Genomic DNA, 13146 nt, shown 5'->3' on the forward strand with positions numbered 1-13146 from the left:
GCGTGCCGGGGCGCAGGCAGGTGCCGAGCCGCGCTGGATTGCGATATCGTGGCGTGTCGGCCCGGCGCGTCACAGGCGGCGGGCGCCACGCCAACATTCTCGGGGAGCACAACATCCATGGGTTCCGTCCACAGCCTGTTCCGTTTTCCGGTGAAAGGCCTGTCCGGCGAATCGCTGGACCGTGTCGATCTCATCGCCGGCAAGGGCATTCCCGCCGATCGCCGCTACGCCATCACCAATGGGTCGTGGACCTTCGACGCCGCCACGTTCACGCCGCGCCCCAAGACCGATTACCTGGTGCTGCTCAAGCACGAGGCGCTGGCTGCCCTGTCCACGCGCTACCTGGACGATAGCGAGACGCTGGTGGTGAAGGATCCGCAAGGCACCGTCACGCATTACCGGCTGTCCGACCCGGCGGACCGGGCGAAGTGCGCGCAGCGCATCGCCGATCATCTCGCGGACGCCGAGCTTGATGGACCGCCGGCCATCGTGTCGGCCGAAGGCATCCGATATACCGACGTCAGCGTGAATTCCGAGGCCCTGATGAACGCGGTGTCGTTCATCAACCTGGCCTCGGTGCGGGATCTGTCGCGGGCGATGGGCGTGGCGGTGAACCCGCTGCGCTTCCGGTCGAACATCTACTTCGACAACGGCGAGCCGTGGAGCGAGATGGACTGGATGGACAAGGACGTGCAGGTGGGCGACACGACCTTGCGCATCGTGCGACAGACCAAGCGCTGCCCGGCCGTCAACGTGGATCCGGTCACCGCCGAGCGCGACCTGGCCATCCCCGCCGCGCTATCCAGGCATTTCGGGCACGTGCTGTGCGGGGTCTACGGTGAAGTGCGCAAGGGCGGCGAGGTGCGCGTCGAGGACCGCGTCACGCTGCAGGGCTGATCGACGGATCGGAGACAAGACGGCGGGACAGGCCTCCATGGCCCGTCCCGCCGTCTTCGCATGGGCGTCGCGCAGGTCACTTGCCCTGCGAGGCGGCCTGCACGGCCGAATAGCTGGCCATCAGGTTGCGGTAGTCGGGGATGTGGTTGGCGAACAGCGTGCCCAGGCCTTCGATGTCGTTGCGCCAGTCGCGGTGCAGTTCGCAGGCCACGCCGAACCAGCTCATCAGCTGGGCGCCGGCTTGGGACATGCGGTCCCAGGCGGCATCGCGGGTGACTTCGTTGAAGGTGCCCGAGGCATCGGTCACGACGAACACTTCAAACCCTTCTTCCAGTGCCGACAGGGCGGGGAAGGCGACGCAGACTTCGGTGACGACGCCGGCGATGATCAGCTGCTTCCTGCCGGTGGCCTTCACGGCCTTGACGAAGTCTTCGTTGTCCCAGGCATTGATCTGGCCGGGGCGGGCGATGTAGGGGGCGTCGGGGAACTGGTCCTTCAGTTCCTGCACCAGCGGGCCGTTGGGGCCTTGCTCGAAGCTGGTGGTGAGGATGGTGGGCAGGTTGAAGTACCTGGCCAGGTCGCCCAGGGCCAGGACGTTGTTCTTGAACTGGTCGGGCTGGAAGTCACGCACCAGGGACAGCAGGCCTGCCTGGTGATCCACGAGCAGGACGGCGGCGTTGTTCTTGTCGAGCTTGGCGTAGGGCTGGGTCATGGCGTTCTCTCTTCAGGTGGGTGCTGCGTAGTGGGTGAGCACCGGGGTGGGGGGAGTCCTGCAGCACCGCGTCGTTGCGTGCTGTCCATGAGCAGAACTTTAAAGAAGGGAACGATGGCCCGGTAGATAGCGATTTTTTGGTACAGCGTCCTATCATAGGAACGATGGCCTTGCGCCAAGCCGTGCCAAGCGAGGGCCAAGGGGGAGCGGGAATGCTTGCGCGGGCATGACCGCGCAAGCAGGAGCAACCGCCGGCCGGGCTCAGCCGCGGCCCACGAACGGCATCTTGGTGGCCATGACCGTGTGGAACAGCACGTTGGCCTCCAGCGGCAGGCTGTCCATGTACAGCACCGACTGGCCGACGACAGCCACGTCCATCAGCGGCTCGACCGCCACCTCGCCATTGGCCTGGGGCACGCCCTTGCCCATGCGCGCGGCAAGATCCGTCAGCGCGTTGCCGATGTCGATCTGTCCGACCGCGATGTCATGGGCGCGGCCGTCCAGCGAGGCGGTCTTGGTCAGGCCCATGACCGCGTGCTTGGTGGCGGTGTAGGCGATGGAGTTCGGCCGCGGCGCGTGGGCCGAGATCGAGCCGTTGTTGATGATGCGGCCGCCGCGCGGCGACTGGTCGCGCATGACGCGGAAGGCCTGCTGGATGCAATAGAACATGCCGTTCAGGTTGGTGTTCACGACGTCCTGCCATTGCTCCGGCGTCCAGTCGATGAAGGAGCCCGGCGGATTGCCGCGGCCGGCGTTGTTGAAAAGCAGGTCGACGCGGCCGAATTCTTCAACCGCCGTGTCGAACAGGCGGCGCACCGCGGCCGGGTCCGTCACGTCCGTCGGCACGCACAGCACGCGGTCGCCCGCGCCGTGCGTCGCCTGCGCCGCATCGCGCGTCTCTTCCAGGTTCGCTGCCCGCCTGCCGGCCAGCACCACGCGATAGCCTCCTCCCAGCAATGCCAGCGCAACCGCGCGGCCGATGCCGGAGCCGGCACCCGTGACCACGGCGACTTTTCCACCACTCATCGTTGACTCCTTGTTGTTGTGTGAACGGCAATCCGCGCTGCCCCTGTCTCCAGGCAGGCGCGCCTGCAGAGCATACCTCCCGGGCGGGGCCGAGGGGGAGGTTCGGCAGCGCCGCGCCGATCAGTGCCCGGACAGGTCGCCGGCCTGGGCTTTGTCGTGCGTGCCGTAGCAGTCGACCACGTTGCGCTGGCGGCGTCCATGCCAGCCACCTCGACCTGTGACGTCCCAGAAGTGCGCACGGCTCACGTCGATGCGCACGCGCTTGCCATGGCTTTGCGCGGTGTCGAAGGCCGGCCCCTTCGTCGGGCGGGCGATGAGGATCGATGCGCCAAGGCGTGCTGGGAAAGTGGTGACAACGTCCTACCGATAGGTTGGCACGGCAACCCAGCGCGAGGCGCCGTGCCCCCCTTGCGGCGGCGCGAGTGGACGGATCCCCCCCTCGCGCTTGGAGAGTCCTCGACACACAGGGAAACAGGATCGCCGTGCCCTTGGCCGTTAGCGTTCAGCTTATAGACAGCTTCGGCACAGCGACAGACAAGGGGACGCGCATGAAGAATGAACTGAAGTATCGGCCCAGCGACCAGCCCACGGGCGGATGGGGATCGGTGAGGTCCCTGGTCAAGCATTCGACGCGCCAGCGGGCGTATGCCAGCATCCCCGCCCTGCTGCGCGAACACAACAAGCCCAAGGGATACATGTGCACCAGCTGTGCCTGGGCCAAGCCGGGCGAGCCGCACACAGCGGAGTTCTGCGAGAACGGCGCCAAGGCAACCTTCTGGGACCTGACGCCCAAGCGCACCACGCCGGATTTCTTCGCGCGCCACACGGTGACCGAACTGCTGGCGTGGCAGGACTTCGACCTGGAGAATGAGGGGCGTCTCACGCATCCGATGCGCTACGACCCGGCCAGCGACAAGTACATTGCAGTGGGCTGGGACGAAGCGTTCGCCGATATCGGCGCCAGGCTCAAGGGCTACGACCCCAAGCGTGTGGTGTTCTATGCCTCGGGGCGCGCGTCGCTGGAAACCTCGTTCATGTACCAGCTGCTGGCGCGGCTGTACGGCAACAACAACCTGCCCGACAGCTCGAACATGTGCCACGAGACCACCTCGGTCGGCCTGGCGCAAAGCCTGGGCACGCCGGTGGGCACGGTGCTGCTGGAAGATTTCGAGCAGACCGATTGCATCCTGTCCTTCGGCCAGAACGTGGGCACCAACTCGCCGCGCCTGTTGCATTCGCTGCAGTTGGCCCGTGAGCGCGACGTGCCCATCGTGGTGTTCAATCCGCTGCGCGAGCGCGGCTGGGAGACCTTCGTCAATCCCCAGCACCCGGGCCAGATGCTGAGCAACTCTCCCACCCAGATCGCGACGCAGTATCACCAGGTGCGCGCCGGCGGCGATATCGCGGCCATGATGGGCATGGCCAAGACCCTGCTGGCCATGGACGACGCCGCACGTGAAACCGGCGGGGCGCGCGTGCTCGACGAAGGCTTCATTGCCCATCACACCACCGGCTTCGCGGAATTCGAAGCCCTGGTGCGCAGGACCGCATGGCCGGAGATCGAGCGCGAGTCAGGGCTGCCGCGCGCCGCGCTGGAGGCCGCGGGCGATACCTTCGCGCGGGCCCGCTCGGTGATCGCCATCTATGGCATGGGGCTCACCCAGCATCGCCTGGGCCTGGACAACGTGCAGACGCTGGTGAACCTGCTGCTGATGGGCGGCCACATCGGCCGGCCAGGCTCGGGCATCTGTCCCGTGCGCGGCCATTCCAACGTGCAGGGTCAGCGCACGGTGGGGATCGCGGAGAAGACCGCGCTCGTGCCGCTGGACGCCATGGGCGAGCGCTATGGATTCACGCCGCCGCGCGAGGATGGACTGAATACGGTGGAGGCCTGCGAGGAAGTGGTGGCCGGGCGCATCCAGGCGTTCATCAGCCTGGGCGGCAACTTCATCCGGGCCATCCCGGATACCACCGTCATGGAGGCGTCATGGCGCAGCATGGACCTGTCGGTGCAGATCGCCACCAAGCTCAATCGCAGCCATCTCATCACCGCGGGCACGACCTATCTGCTGCCGACGCTGGTGCGGTCGGAAATCGATGAGCAGGCCACGGGGCCGCAGATCGTGACCATGGAAGATTCCACGACCTGCATCCATGCCTCGCGCGGCAAGCACGCGCCCGCCAGCGCGAACCTGCTGTCCGAGCCGCGCATCGTGGCGGAATTGGCCAAGGCCGCGCTGCCGCCCAATCCCAAGGTGCCCTGGGGCGCATGGGCGGACGACTATGCGCGGGTGCGGGATGAGATCGCGTCCCTCTTTCCCAGGGACTTCCACGACTTCAACGCGCGCCTTGACGTGCCGGGCGGCTTTCCGCGCGACGTGGCGGCGCGCCGGCGCGAGTGGGAAACCGACAGTGGCAAGGCGCACTTCCTGTTGCCGCAGGCGCTGTCGTCCAGCTTCGACGATGGTCGGGACCCGAACGTTCTGCGCCTGGTCACGCTGCGCTCGAACGACCAGTTCAACACCACGGTGTATGGCTACGACGACCGGCTGCGCGGCATCCACGATTCACGGATGATCATCATGATGAATCGCCAGGACCGCGAGCGCCTGGGCATTCCCGAGCACGGCGACGCGCGGCTGACGACGGCGGTGGACGACGGGGTGTTGCGCACCCTGGGCGGCTTGCGGGTCATCGACTATGACCTGCCGGCCGGCACCTGCGCGGCCTACTACCCCGAGTGCAACGGCCTCATCCCGCTGTGGCAGTACGCCGAGCAGAGCAAGACCCCCGCGGCGAAGTCGGTGCCGGTACGCGCCGGCCCGGATCGCGCCCCAGGGAGCGGCGGATGAGCCAGGACACCTCCTTGCCGTCACCGCCCGCCTTGCTCGAAGAGGTGTTCGACGGGCTGGCAGGCAAGGCCGCGTTGCCGCCGCGCGTGCTCGTCATGCTGGGCATGTTGGCGGGCGCCTATATCGGCCTGGGGGGCCTTTTCTCGACCGTCGCCCTGGCGGGTGCGGAGGCGTTGCCCCACGGGCTGGGCCAGGTGCTGGCGGGGGCCGTTTTCTCCCTGGGGCTCGCCCTGGTGATCCTTGCGGGCGCCGAACTCTTCACTGGCAACATGTTGTTCGCCGGGCCCGTGGCGGCGGGACGGATTCGACTGGGGCAGGCGGCCCGCGCGCTGGGCATCGTCTATGCGGCCAATCTGCTGGGTTCGGTGGCCCTGGCGGCGATGGCGATGGGAGCCGGCCTGCATGAGGCGGGCGAAGGCTCGGTCGGGCGCGCGGCGCTGGCGTTGGGCGGGAACAAGGTCGGCAACGGCTTCTTGGCCACTTTCGCCAGCGGCGTGCTGGCCAACATGCTGGTGTGCCTGGCCGTCTGGCTGGCTGCCGCGGGCCGCACCGTCACGCAGAAGATAGCCGGCCTGATGCTGCCCGTCGCGGCGTTTGTCGCGGCCGGGCTGGAGCACTCCGTCGCCAATATGTACCTGCTGCCCTACGCGTGGATGGTGCAGGCCGCGAGCGGCGACGCGGGGCCGATGAGCCTGCCCGCGATCCTGGGCAACCTGGGGCCGGCAACGGCGGGCAACATGGTGGGTGGCGCGCTGGTGGCGCTCGTCTACTGGGCGGCCTACGGGCGGCAGGCGGGGTAGGGCCGTCCAGGGCCCACTTCCCCGGAGCTGGCCGCGGCCGATCAGTGGCTCGCGCCGGAGGACAGCGGCAGGCCCGCGACGTCGAGCCGCGCGCGCAGGATCTGCCCATGCGTGGCGTTGGTCACATACAGGTCGCGGCCATCGGCGCCGCCAAACGCCAGGTTGGTCGTGGAGCATCCCTCGGGTCCGCGCAGGACCTGCACCGGCTCTGCCCGGTGATTCAACACCCACACGTAGCCCAGTCCGGGATTGGCGACCAGCAGGCGGCCCTGCTGGTCCACCGCCAGGCCATCGGGACCGCTCGCGCCATGGGACGTGAAGAACTGGCTGACCTTGGCGACGCTGCCGTCCGGCAGCAGCGGCACGCGCCAGACGCAGTTGCCGCGCGTCACTGCCAGGTACAGCACGCGTTCATCCGGAGACAAGGCCACGCCGTTGGGACTGGGGACGTTGGCCAGCAACAGGTCCAGTTGCCCGCTCGGCCTCAGTCGGTAAAGGCGTCCGGAAGGGTCATGCAGGCCGCTTTGCCCCTGGTCGGTGAAGTAGAGGTTGCCCGCGGTGTCGAACACCAGGTCGTTCACGCCCTTGAAGCGTTCGCTGTTGCGGCGTGCCAGGAATGCAGCGACCTTGCCGGAGGCGATGTCCAGCTGCATCAGTCCGTTCTTGTAGTCGGTGATGAGCAGGGTGCCGCTGTCCAGGAATTTCATGCCATTGGGTTCGCCGTCGTACTCGGCGACCAGCGTCCATTCGCCTGCGGGATCGATGCGGAAGATGCGGCCCCAGGGAATGTCCGTGACGTACAGGTTGCCCGCGCGGTCGAAGACAGGGCCTTCCAGGAAGGAGTCCGTGAGGGCGCCGCCACGATTGGCGTCGGCCCAGTCGCTGCGGGCGTGCCGGCGGAAAGCCTCGGGCAGGGACGTGAACAGTGCGAGATCGCTGACGAGGGGAGCGTTGAGCAGGAACATGCGGGAAACCGTGTTGACAAACCGGACGGGAATGCCGCCATGGCGCCATGGCGGCGGGGCATCGTTCAATCCAGGCTGATCCTGCCTGCCTCGATGACCTCTGCCCACTTGGCGCTTTCCTTCCGCAGGAAGGCTGAGAAGTCGGCGGGGGTGGAGCCTGCCGGCTGCGCCCCCAGGTCCGACAGGCGCTGCTTGACCTCCGCCTCATCCAGCACCTGCACCAGCACGGCGTGCAGCTTGGCGCTCACGGCCTCGGGCGTGCCCTTGGGCAGGAACAGGCCGTTCCATTCATAGGCTTCGTAGCCCGGCACGCCCGATTCCGCCACGGTGGGAACGTCGGGCAGGCGCCCGGACCGTTGCGCAGAGGACACCGCCAGCGCGCGCAGCTTGCCGGTGGAGACCAGCGGATAGGCCGCGGCCACGGTGCTGAACATGAAGTCCACCTGGCCGCCCATCACGTCGACGATGGCAGGGCCACCGCTCTTGTAGGGGATGTGGACCATGTCCAGGCCCAGCTGCTGGCGGAACAGTTCGGCAGCCAGGCGTTGCACGGTGCCGCTGCCGCCGGAGGCGAAATTGATCGTGCCGGGCTTGGTCTTGGCCGCTTCCACCAGCGACGTCACGTCCTTGAAGGGCGAGTCGGGCTTGACGATCAGCGTGTTGGGCTGCAGCAGCACGAGCGACAGCGGTTGCAGGGCGTCCGCGGCGAAGGGCATCTTGGCGAACAGTTGCGGGTTGATGGAGTAGGGCGTGGCGTCGTACAGGACGGTGTAGCCATCGGCCGGCGCGCGCGCCACGAAATTGGCGCCGATGGTGCCGCTGGCGCCAGGCTTGTTCTCGACGACGATGCTCGTGCCCAGTTTGTCGGCCATGCGATTGGCGAGCAGGCGGGCGACGGTGTCGGAGGCGCCGCCAGGCGCGTAGGGCACGACGATGGTGATGGCCCGTTCCGGGAATGCAGCGTGGGCGGCTGTACCCACCAGGGAAAGGGCGGCAAGGCACATCGCCGCGATGGCGTTGCGAGGGGTCATGGGGTTGTCTCCGGTTATTGGAATGATGACTGCGGTGGCGCTGTGTCAGAGGGGCTGGGCGTGGCCTTTGCGAGACAGCACGTCCAGGACGTTGCGCACGGCGGTGACGCCCATGTTCACATAGGCGTCGCTCGTGACGCCGCCGATGTGCGGGCTGAGGATGAAACCCGGCTGGTGCTGGAAGGGATGGCCTGCCGTCATGGGTTCGACGGCGAAGCTGTCCAGGCCCGCGGCGCGCACCTGTCCGCTGCGCACCGCCGCCAGCAGCGCGGCTTCGTCGATGAGGCCGCCGCGGGCCGTGTTGACCACGATGACGCCGGGTTTGCAGCGTGCCAGCGTGGCGGCGTTGATGAGGCCGCGGTTGTCGTCGGTCAGCGGGCAGTGCAGCGAGATGGCGTCGGCGTCCCGCCAGAGCGTGTCCAGGTCCACGGCGCGCACATGGGCGGGCAGGTCGCGTGTGTAGGGGTCGTGGCCGATCACCTGCACATCCAGCGCGTGGGCCATCTTGGCAAAGCGCAGGCCGATGGCGCCCAGGCCGATGAGCCCGACGGTGCGGCCCTGCAGCTCCAGGCTCTTGTGCGTGGCCTTGTCCCAGTGGCCGTCATGCATGCGGCCATCCAGCCGCGGCACTGACTTGGCGCAGGCCAGCAGCAGCGCCAGTGCCTGTTCGGCCACGGCGGCCGCATTCACGCCGACGGCGGCCACCACCGCGACCCCATGCGCCTGGGCGGCTGCCTTGTCGATGGTGTCGGTGCCGCTGCCGTGCTTGGATATCACCTTCAGCGACGGCGCGGCCTCGATGGCGGCGCGCGACACGCCGCTGTAGCGGACGATGATGGCGACAGGGTCGTGCTGCCTGCAGAGGCCGACGATGTCGGCCTCTGCCGGTGTCTTGCCGGCGTACACCACGTCGTAGCCGTCCAGCAGCGCCACGGCCTGGAGCGCCAGGTCGGCAGCCGTGACGAGGATGGTGCCGCGTGTCACAGCGACTCTCCTTCCTTCAGGACGCCGGCCGCCCGCAGGGCCGCGGGCAGCCATGTCGACGCGGTGTCGCCGCGCGCGATGGCTTCCAGGCGGGCGGCCTCGTCGGCCACTTTCTTCTGCGCCAGCGCCATCATGGCGGGCGCCTTGGCGCGTTCCACGACGACCACGCCGTCCGCGTCACCGACGATGAGGTCGCCCGGTTGCACGGCGACACCGCCCACGGAGACGGGGTGGTTGATGCGGCCCGGCACGAACTTGGTGGGACCGGCGGGGTTGAAGCCTGCGCTGAAGACCGGGAAGCCCAGGTCCAGGATTTCCAGCTTGTCGCGGATGGCGCCGTCGATGACGACCCCGCCCAGGCCGAGCTTCTTGCAGGCGCTCAGCATCAGCGTGCCCATCAGCGCCGCGGTCTGGTCGCCCTTGCCGTCGACGATGATGATGTCGCCCGGCTTGGCCATGGCGATGGCGGCGTGGATCATCAGGTTGTCGCCAGGGCGGACCTCGACGGTGAAGGCCGGGCCGGCCAGCGCCATGCGTTCATGCACGGGCGCCACGCGGGCGTGCAGCGTGCCGCGGCGGCCGGCGACGTCGGCCAGGATGGCAGCCTGGAATCCGGCTGCCTGCTTGACGACTTCGGGGCTGACGCGGTCGAAGTCACGGATGATGTCGGGAAGTTGGTTCATGATGGGTCTGCGAGGGAAGAATGAAGTGGGTGCATCAGTCGGCGCGCGCGCCCGATTCCTGCACGATGCGTTCCCAGCGCGTCCTTTCCTTGCGGATCAGCTCACTGAATGCCTGCGGCGAACTGGTCAGCACGGCGGCGCCCTGGGTCTGGTAATGCTGTTGCGTGGCGGGATCCTTCACCGCCTTGGCGAAGGCCGCGTTCAGGGCCTGCACCACGTCTGGCGGCAGTCCCGCGGGGCCGGCCAGGCCGAACCAGGTGACGGCCTCGAAGCCCGGCACGCCGGACTCGGCGAAGGTGGGGACGTCGGGCAGGTCGGCGGTACGCGCGCGCGAGGTCACGGCCAGCGCGCGCATCTTGCCGTTGCGGATGTGGCCGATCAGCGTCGGCACCGAGGACATGTACATCTGGATCGCGCCGCCGATCAGGTCGTTCGCGCCTTGCGATGCGCCCTTGTAGGGGATGTGCGTCAACTGGATGCCGGCGGCCTTCTGGAACTGTTCGGTGGCCAGGTGCGAGACCGTGCCGTTGCCGGAACTGGCGTAGTTCAGGACGCCGGGTTGGCGCCTGGCGTCGGCCACCATGTCGGCCAGCGTCCTGTAGGGGGAGTTGGCCGCCACGGCCAGCACCAGCGGCGCATCGGCGATGAGGCCGATGGGCGTCAGGTCCTTCTGCGGGTCATAGGGGAGGTTGGGGTAGAGGCTGGGGTTGATCGACAGGTTGCTGGTCTGGCCCAGCACCAGCGTATAGCCATCGGCCGGGGCCTTGGCCACCATGTCGACGCCCAGGTTGCCGCCCGCGCCGGGACGGTTCTCGGTGACGATGCGCCAGCCGGTATCGCTGGCCACCTTGTTGGCGGCCGCGCGCGCCAGCGCATCGGTGCCGCCGCCGGGTGGGAAGGGCACGATGAGGCGGATGGGTTTTTCGGGATACGCGGCCTGGGTAGCCAGGGGCAGGGCGGAGCAGGCCAGGGCCAGGCCCACGAGCGCGACGCGCAAGGTCTTCATTGCAGTCTCCGATCTTGTTTTGGTGTGACTGCATTCTCAGCGTATGTTCCGCTCTGTACAATAGCGTTTCGCACAGCAGAACATGTTCCATGCCATGAACGATATTGCGCAAGACGATCCCGCCGCCGACGCGGGCGAGGGCGTCACTGCCGTCCGCCGCGCCATGCGCATCCTCCAGGCCTTCGGGGTGCAGGACGCCCACCTGTCGCTGGCTGAGCTCAGCCGGCGCACGGGCTATCACCGTTCCACCGTGTTGCGCCTGGCGCGCACGCTGGCCATGGACGACTATCTGGCCCAGCGCGCCGACGGCACCTGGCGGCTGGCGCGCGCCGCGGGCTGGCTGGGCGCGTGTTACCAGGCCACCTTCAACGTGCATGACGTGGTCGAGCCGCTGCTGCGCGAGCTCAGCCTGGCGACCGGGGAAAGCGCGACCTTCTATGTGCGCGAAGGGAACCAGCGCATCTGCGTGGTGCGGGTGGAGGGCCCGAAGGCCATCCGCCATCACGTGCGGCTGGGGGCCGGGCTACCGTTGGACCGCGGCAGTCCGGGGCGGGTCATTCTGGCGTTCTCGGGCGAGCCAGGGGAGCCGTACGAATCCATTCGGCGCGCGGGCTACATGATGTCGCTCGGGGAGCGGGATGCCGAGGTGTCGAGCATCTCCGCGCCTGTCTATGGCATGAACTGGGCGCTGTTCGGCGCCATCTGCATTTCGGGCCCGATCTCGCGTCTGAGCGAGGCGGTGCTGACGCAGCACAGGGAAGTGGTGCTGTCGGTGGCGGGGAAGTTGTCGCGGGCGATGATGGGTGGGCGGCAGGGCGGGGCATCTGCCCGGCCGATGTCGCCGTAGCGCCCGGACCGCCGCTTCATTTCCCCTGGAACCGCGGCTTGCGCTTCTCCGCGAACGCCGCCTTGCCTTCCTGGTAATCCTCGCTGGCATAGCACGCAGCGATCATCGCGTGCGCCGCATCCATGTCACGCGCGGCCGGGTCGCGCTCCAGTTCCAGGAAGACGCGCTTCAATGCGCGCAGCGTCAGCGGCGCATTGGCGGCGATGCCTTGCGCGTACTCACGCACCCGCGCTTCCAGTGCTTGCGGCTCGACCACTTCGTGCACCAGTCCCACCCGCAAGGCGTCCTGCGCGTCATAGCGCCTGCCGGTGAAGTACAGGTCGCGCGCCTGCGCGCTGCCGATGAGGCGGTTCAGGCGGATCTGGCCTTGGTAGCCATAGCCCAGCCCCAGCTTCACCGCCGGGATGGCGAACACGGCATCGCTGGCGCAGATGCGGATGTCGCAGCTGGCGGCGTAGTCCATGCCGCCGCCGATGCAGTAGCCGCGCACCATGGCGATGGTGGGCTTGCCGCAGTGGTAGACCGAGTCATAGGAGCCTTGCGACAGCGCCTGGTATTTCTCGTTCTGCGCGGCGTCGGTGCGCACGGCGTCGAAGGTGGAGATGTTCGAGCCCGCGATGAAGGACCGTTCGCCCGCGCCTTTCAGCACGACCACGCGCACGTCCGGGTCTGCGTCGAAGCCGGCGATGATGCCGGGCACGGCCGCCGACATGTCCAGCGAGACGGCGTTGTGTTTCTCGACATGGTTGAAGATGACCCAGCCGATGGCGCCGTCCTTCTGTGCGACGACGCTTCCCTGTTGCTCGGACATGGTGCTGCTCCTTGGTGCGTGGCGGATCAGTCCGCCGATGAGGGAGGGGAGGGCGCGGCGGCCGTGCAGGCCGCGCGCAAGGACTCTGGCATGGCATGCGGCCGGCCCGTGCCGGCGTCCAGCCAGACCCAGGTGATGCGCGCACGGGCATGCAGCGCGGGCGCGAGGTCGGCCGCGTCGGCCGGGACATGCAGCGAGAACAGCAGCTGCAGGCTGCTGTTGCCCGCATGCGCGCAGGCAATCGACACGATGACCGTCGCGGGATAGTGCAGGGGCGCCAGGTATTCGCAGGCCAGGTTCGCCACCACCGGCGTGAGCCCGGGGGCGGACGCGGCCAGCGACAGGGCCTGCGCCCATTGCATGCGCGCTTCTTCCACGTAGCGCAGGAACACCGTGTTGTTGACGTGGCCGTCGGCATCCAGGTCGCCCCAGCGTACCGGGATGCGCGCCTGGAAGACCGGCGCGGGCGCCGGCTTGCCGTCGTCGATGATCGTCAGCATGCGTTCACGTCCTGAGGCCTGAACCGTGACGC

Annotated in this window: 14 protein-coding genes; 4 read left to right on the plus strand and 10 right to left on the minus strand. The window is 68.1% G+C overall.

Annotated features, from left to right (window positions below):
• Window positions 1–117 precede the first annotated feature (117 nt).
• On the plus strand, window positions 118–897 hold the full coding sequence (locus ODI_RS01675) for an MOSC domain-containing protein (RefSeq protein WP_067755987.1): 780 nt from the start codon (window positions 118–120) through the stop codon (window positions 895–897).
• Window positions 898–973: 76 nt separating this feature from the next.
• Here ODI_RS01675 and ycaC read toward each other — a convergent pair whose 3' ends face one another.
• From ycaC to ODI_RS22605, 3 genes are all read right to left on the minus strand, one after another.
• Window positions 974–1609 (minus strand): isochorismate family cysteine hydrolase YcaC, encoded by a 636-nt coding sequence (gene ycaC / locus ODI_RS01680; protein WP_067755991.1) that lies wholly within the window; start codon window positions 1607–1609, stop codon window positions 974–976.
• Between the two features lie 261 nt (window positions 1610–1870).
• Complete coding sequence (locus tag ODI_RS01685) at window positions 1871–2635, minus strand: SDR family oxidoreductase (protein WP_067755994.1); 765 nt, start codon at window positions 2633–2635, stop codon at window positions 1871–1873.
• A gap of 120 nt (window positions 2636–2755) precedes the next feature.
• Window positions 2756–2881: a hypothetical protein gene (locus ODI_RS22605; protein ID WP_269460524.1), complete on the minus strand. Its 126-nt coding sequence runs from the start codon at window positions 2879–2881 to the stop codon at window positions 2756–2758.
• Window positions 2882–3183: 302 nt separating this feature from the next.
• Between ODI_RS22605 and ODI_RS01690 the strand changes: the two genes are divergently transcribed.
• Together ODI_RS01690 and ODI_RS01695 are read left to right on the plus strand one after the other, a co-directional pair.
• Entirely contained in the window at window positions 3184–5487 is a 2304-nt protein-coding gene (locus tag ODI_RS01690; RefSeq protein WP_067755997.1) for an FdhF/YdeP family oxidoreductase, read from the plus strand.
• Complete coding sequence (locus ODI_RS01695) at window positions 5484–6287, plus strand: formate/nitrite transporter family protein (protein WP_067756000.1); 804 nt, start codon at window positions 5484–5486, stop codon at window positions 6285–6287. The genes ODI_RS01690 and ODI_RS01695 overlap by 4 nt, the downstream gene beginning before the upstream one ends.
• A 41-nt stretch (window positions 6288–6328) precedes the next feature.
• On the opposite strand, the gene ODI_RS01700 is transcribed toward ODI_RS01695, so the two are convergent.
• The 5 genes from ODI_RS01700 to ODI_RS01720 form a co-directional block, all read right to left on the minus strand.
• Window positions 6329–7252 carry an SMP-30/gluconolactonase/LRE family protein gene (locus tag ODI_RS01700; RefSeq protein WP_067756002.1) on the minus strand — a complete coding sequence of 308 codons (924 nt, stop codon included), beginning with the start codon at window positions 7250–7252 and terminating at the stop codon, window positions 6329–6331.
• A gap of 65 nt (window positions 7253–7317) precedes the next feature.
• Window positions 7318–8283 (minus strand): Bug family tripartite tricarboxylate transporter substrate binding protein, encoded by a 966-nt coding sequence (locus ODI_RS01705; RefSeq protein ID WP_067756005.1) that lies wholly within the window; start codon window positions 8281–8283, stop codon window positions 7318–7320.
• 45 nt (window positions 8284–8328) lie between these two features.
• Window positions 8329–9267: an NAD(P)-dependent oxidoreductase gene (locus ODI_RS01710; protein ID WP_067756008.1), complete on the minus strand. Its 939-nt coding sequence runs from the start codon at window positions 9265–9267 to the stop codon at window positions 8329–8331.
• Window positions 9264–9950, minus strand: coding sequence for an RraA family protein (locus ODI_RS01715; RefSeq protein ID WP_067756011.1), 687 nt, complete (start codon window positions 9948–9950; stop codon window positions 9264–9266). The genes ODI_RS01710 and ODI_RS01715 overlap by 4 nt, the downstream gene beginning before the upstream one ends.
• Before the next feature lie 34 nt (window positions 9951–9984).
• Window positions 9985–10956, minus strand: a complete 972-nt coding sequence (locus ODI_RS01720; RefSeq protein ID WP_067756014.1) for a Bug family tripartite tricarboxylate transporter substrate binding protein — start codon at window positions 10954–10956, stop codon at window positions 9985–9987.
• 94 nt (window positions 10957–11050) lie between these two features.
• Between ODI_RS01720 and ODI_RS01725 the strand changes: the two genes are divergently transcribed.
• Window positions 11051–11803, plus strand: a complete 753-nt coding sequence (locus ODI_RS01725) for an IclR family transcriptional regulator (protein ID WP_067756572.1) — start codon at window positions 11051–11053, stop codon at window positions 11801–11803.
• 16 nt (window positions 11804–11819) lie between these two features.
• On the opposite strand, the gene ODI_RS01730 is transcribed toward ODI_RS01725, so the two are convergent.
• Both ODI_RS01730 and ODI_RS01735 read right to left on the minus strand, forming a co-directional pair.
• On the minus strand, window positions 11820–12614 hold the full coding sequence (locus ODI_RS01730; protein ID WP_067756017.1) for an enoyl-CoA hydratase: 795 nt from the start codon (window positions 12612–12614) through the stop codon (window positions 11820–11822).
• Window positions 12615–12640: 26 nt separating this feature from the next.
• The gene (locus tag ODI_RS01735) at window positions 12641–13114 is read right to left on the minus strand and encodes an acyl-CoA thioesterase (RefSeq protein WP_067756020.1); all 474 of its coding nucleotides are present in this window, start codon (window positions 13112–13114) and stop codon (window positions 12641–12643) included.
• Window positions 13115–13146 lie beyond the last annotated feature (32 nt).

The organism is Orrella dioscoreae (genome assembly GCF_900089455.2).
GTDB lineage: Bacteria > Pseudomonadota > Gammaproteobacteria > Burkholderiales > Burkholderiaceae_B > Orrella > Orrella dioscoreae.

Coding starts and splice junctions, on each gene's coding strand:
- ODI_RS01705 (WP_067756005.1), bottom strand. CDS start 8,283: ATGACCCCTCGCAACGCCATCGCGGCGATGTGCCTTGCCGCCCTTTCC.
- ODI_RS01690 (WP_067755997.1), top strand. CDS start 3,184: ATGAAGAATGAACTGAAGTATCGGCCCAGCGACCAGCCCACGGGCGGA.
- ycaC (WP_067755991.1), bottom strand. CDS start 1,609: ATGACCCAGCCCTACGCCAAGCTCGACAAGAACAACGCCGCCGTCCTG.
- ODI_RS01735 (WP_067756020.1), bottom strand. CDS start 13,114: ATGCTGACGATCATCGACGACGGCAAGCCGGCGCCCGCGCCGGTCTTC.
- ODI_RS01720 (WP_067756014.1), bottom strand. CDS start 10,956: ATGAAGACCTTGCGCGTCGCGCTCGTGGGCCTGGCCCTGGCCTGCTCC.
- ODI_RS01725 (WP_067756572.1), top strand. CDS start 11,051: ATGAACGATATTGCGCAAGACGATCCCGCCGCCGACGCGGGCGAGGGC.
- ODI_RS01685 (WP_067755994.1), bottom strand. CDS start 2,635: ATGAGTGGTGGAAAAGTCGCCGTGGTCACGGGTGCCGGCTCCGGCATC.
- ODI_RS01675 (WP_067755987.1), top strand. CDS start 118: ATGGGTTCCGTCCACAGCCTGTTCCGTTTTCCGGTGAAAGGCCTGTCC.
- ODI_RS01695 (WP_067756000.1), top strand. CDS start 5,484: ATGAGCCAGGACACCTCCTTGCCGTCACCGCCCGCCTTGCTCGAAGAG.
- ODI_RS01700 (WP_067756002.1), bottom strand. CDS start 7,252: ATGTTCCTGCTCAACGCTCCCCTCGTCAGCGATCTCGCACTGTTCACG.
- ODI_RS01730 (WP_067756017.1), bottom strand. CDS start 12,614: ATGTCCGAGCAACAGGGAAGCGTCGTCGCACAGAAGGACGGCGCCATC.
- ODI_RS01715 (WP_067756011.1), bottom strand. CDS start 9,950: ATGAACCAACTTCCCGACATCATCCGTGACTTCGACCGCGTCAGCCCC.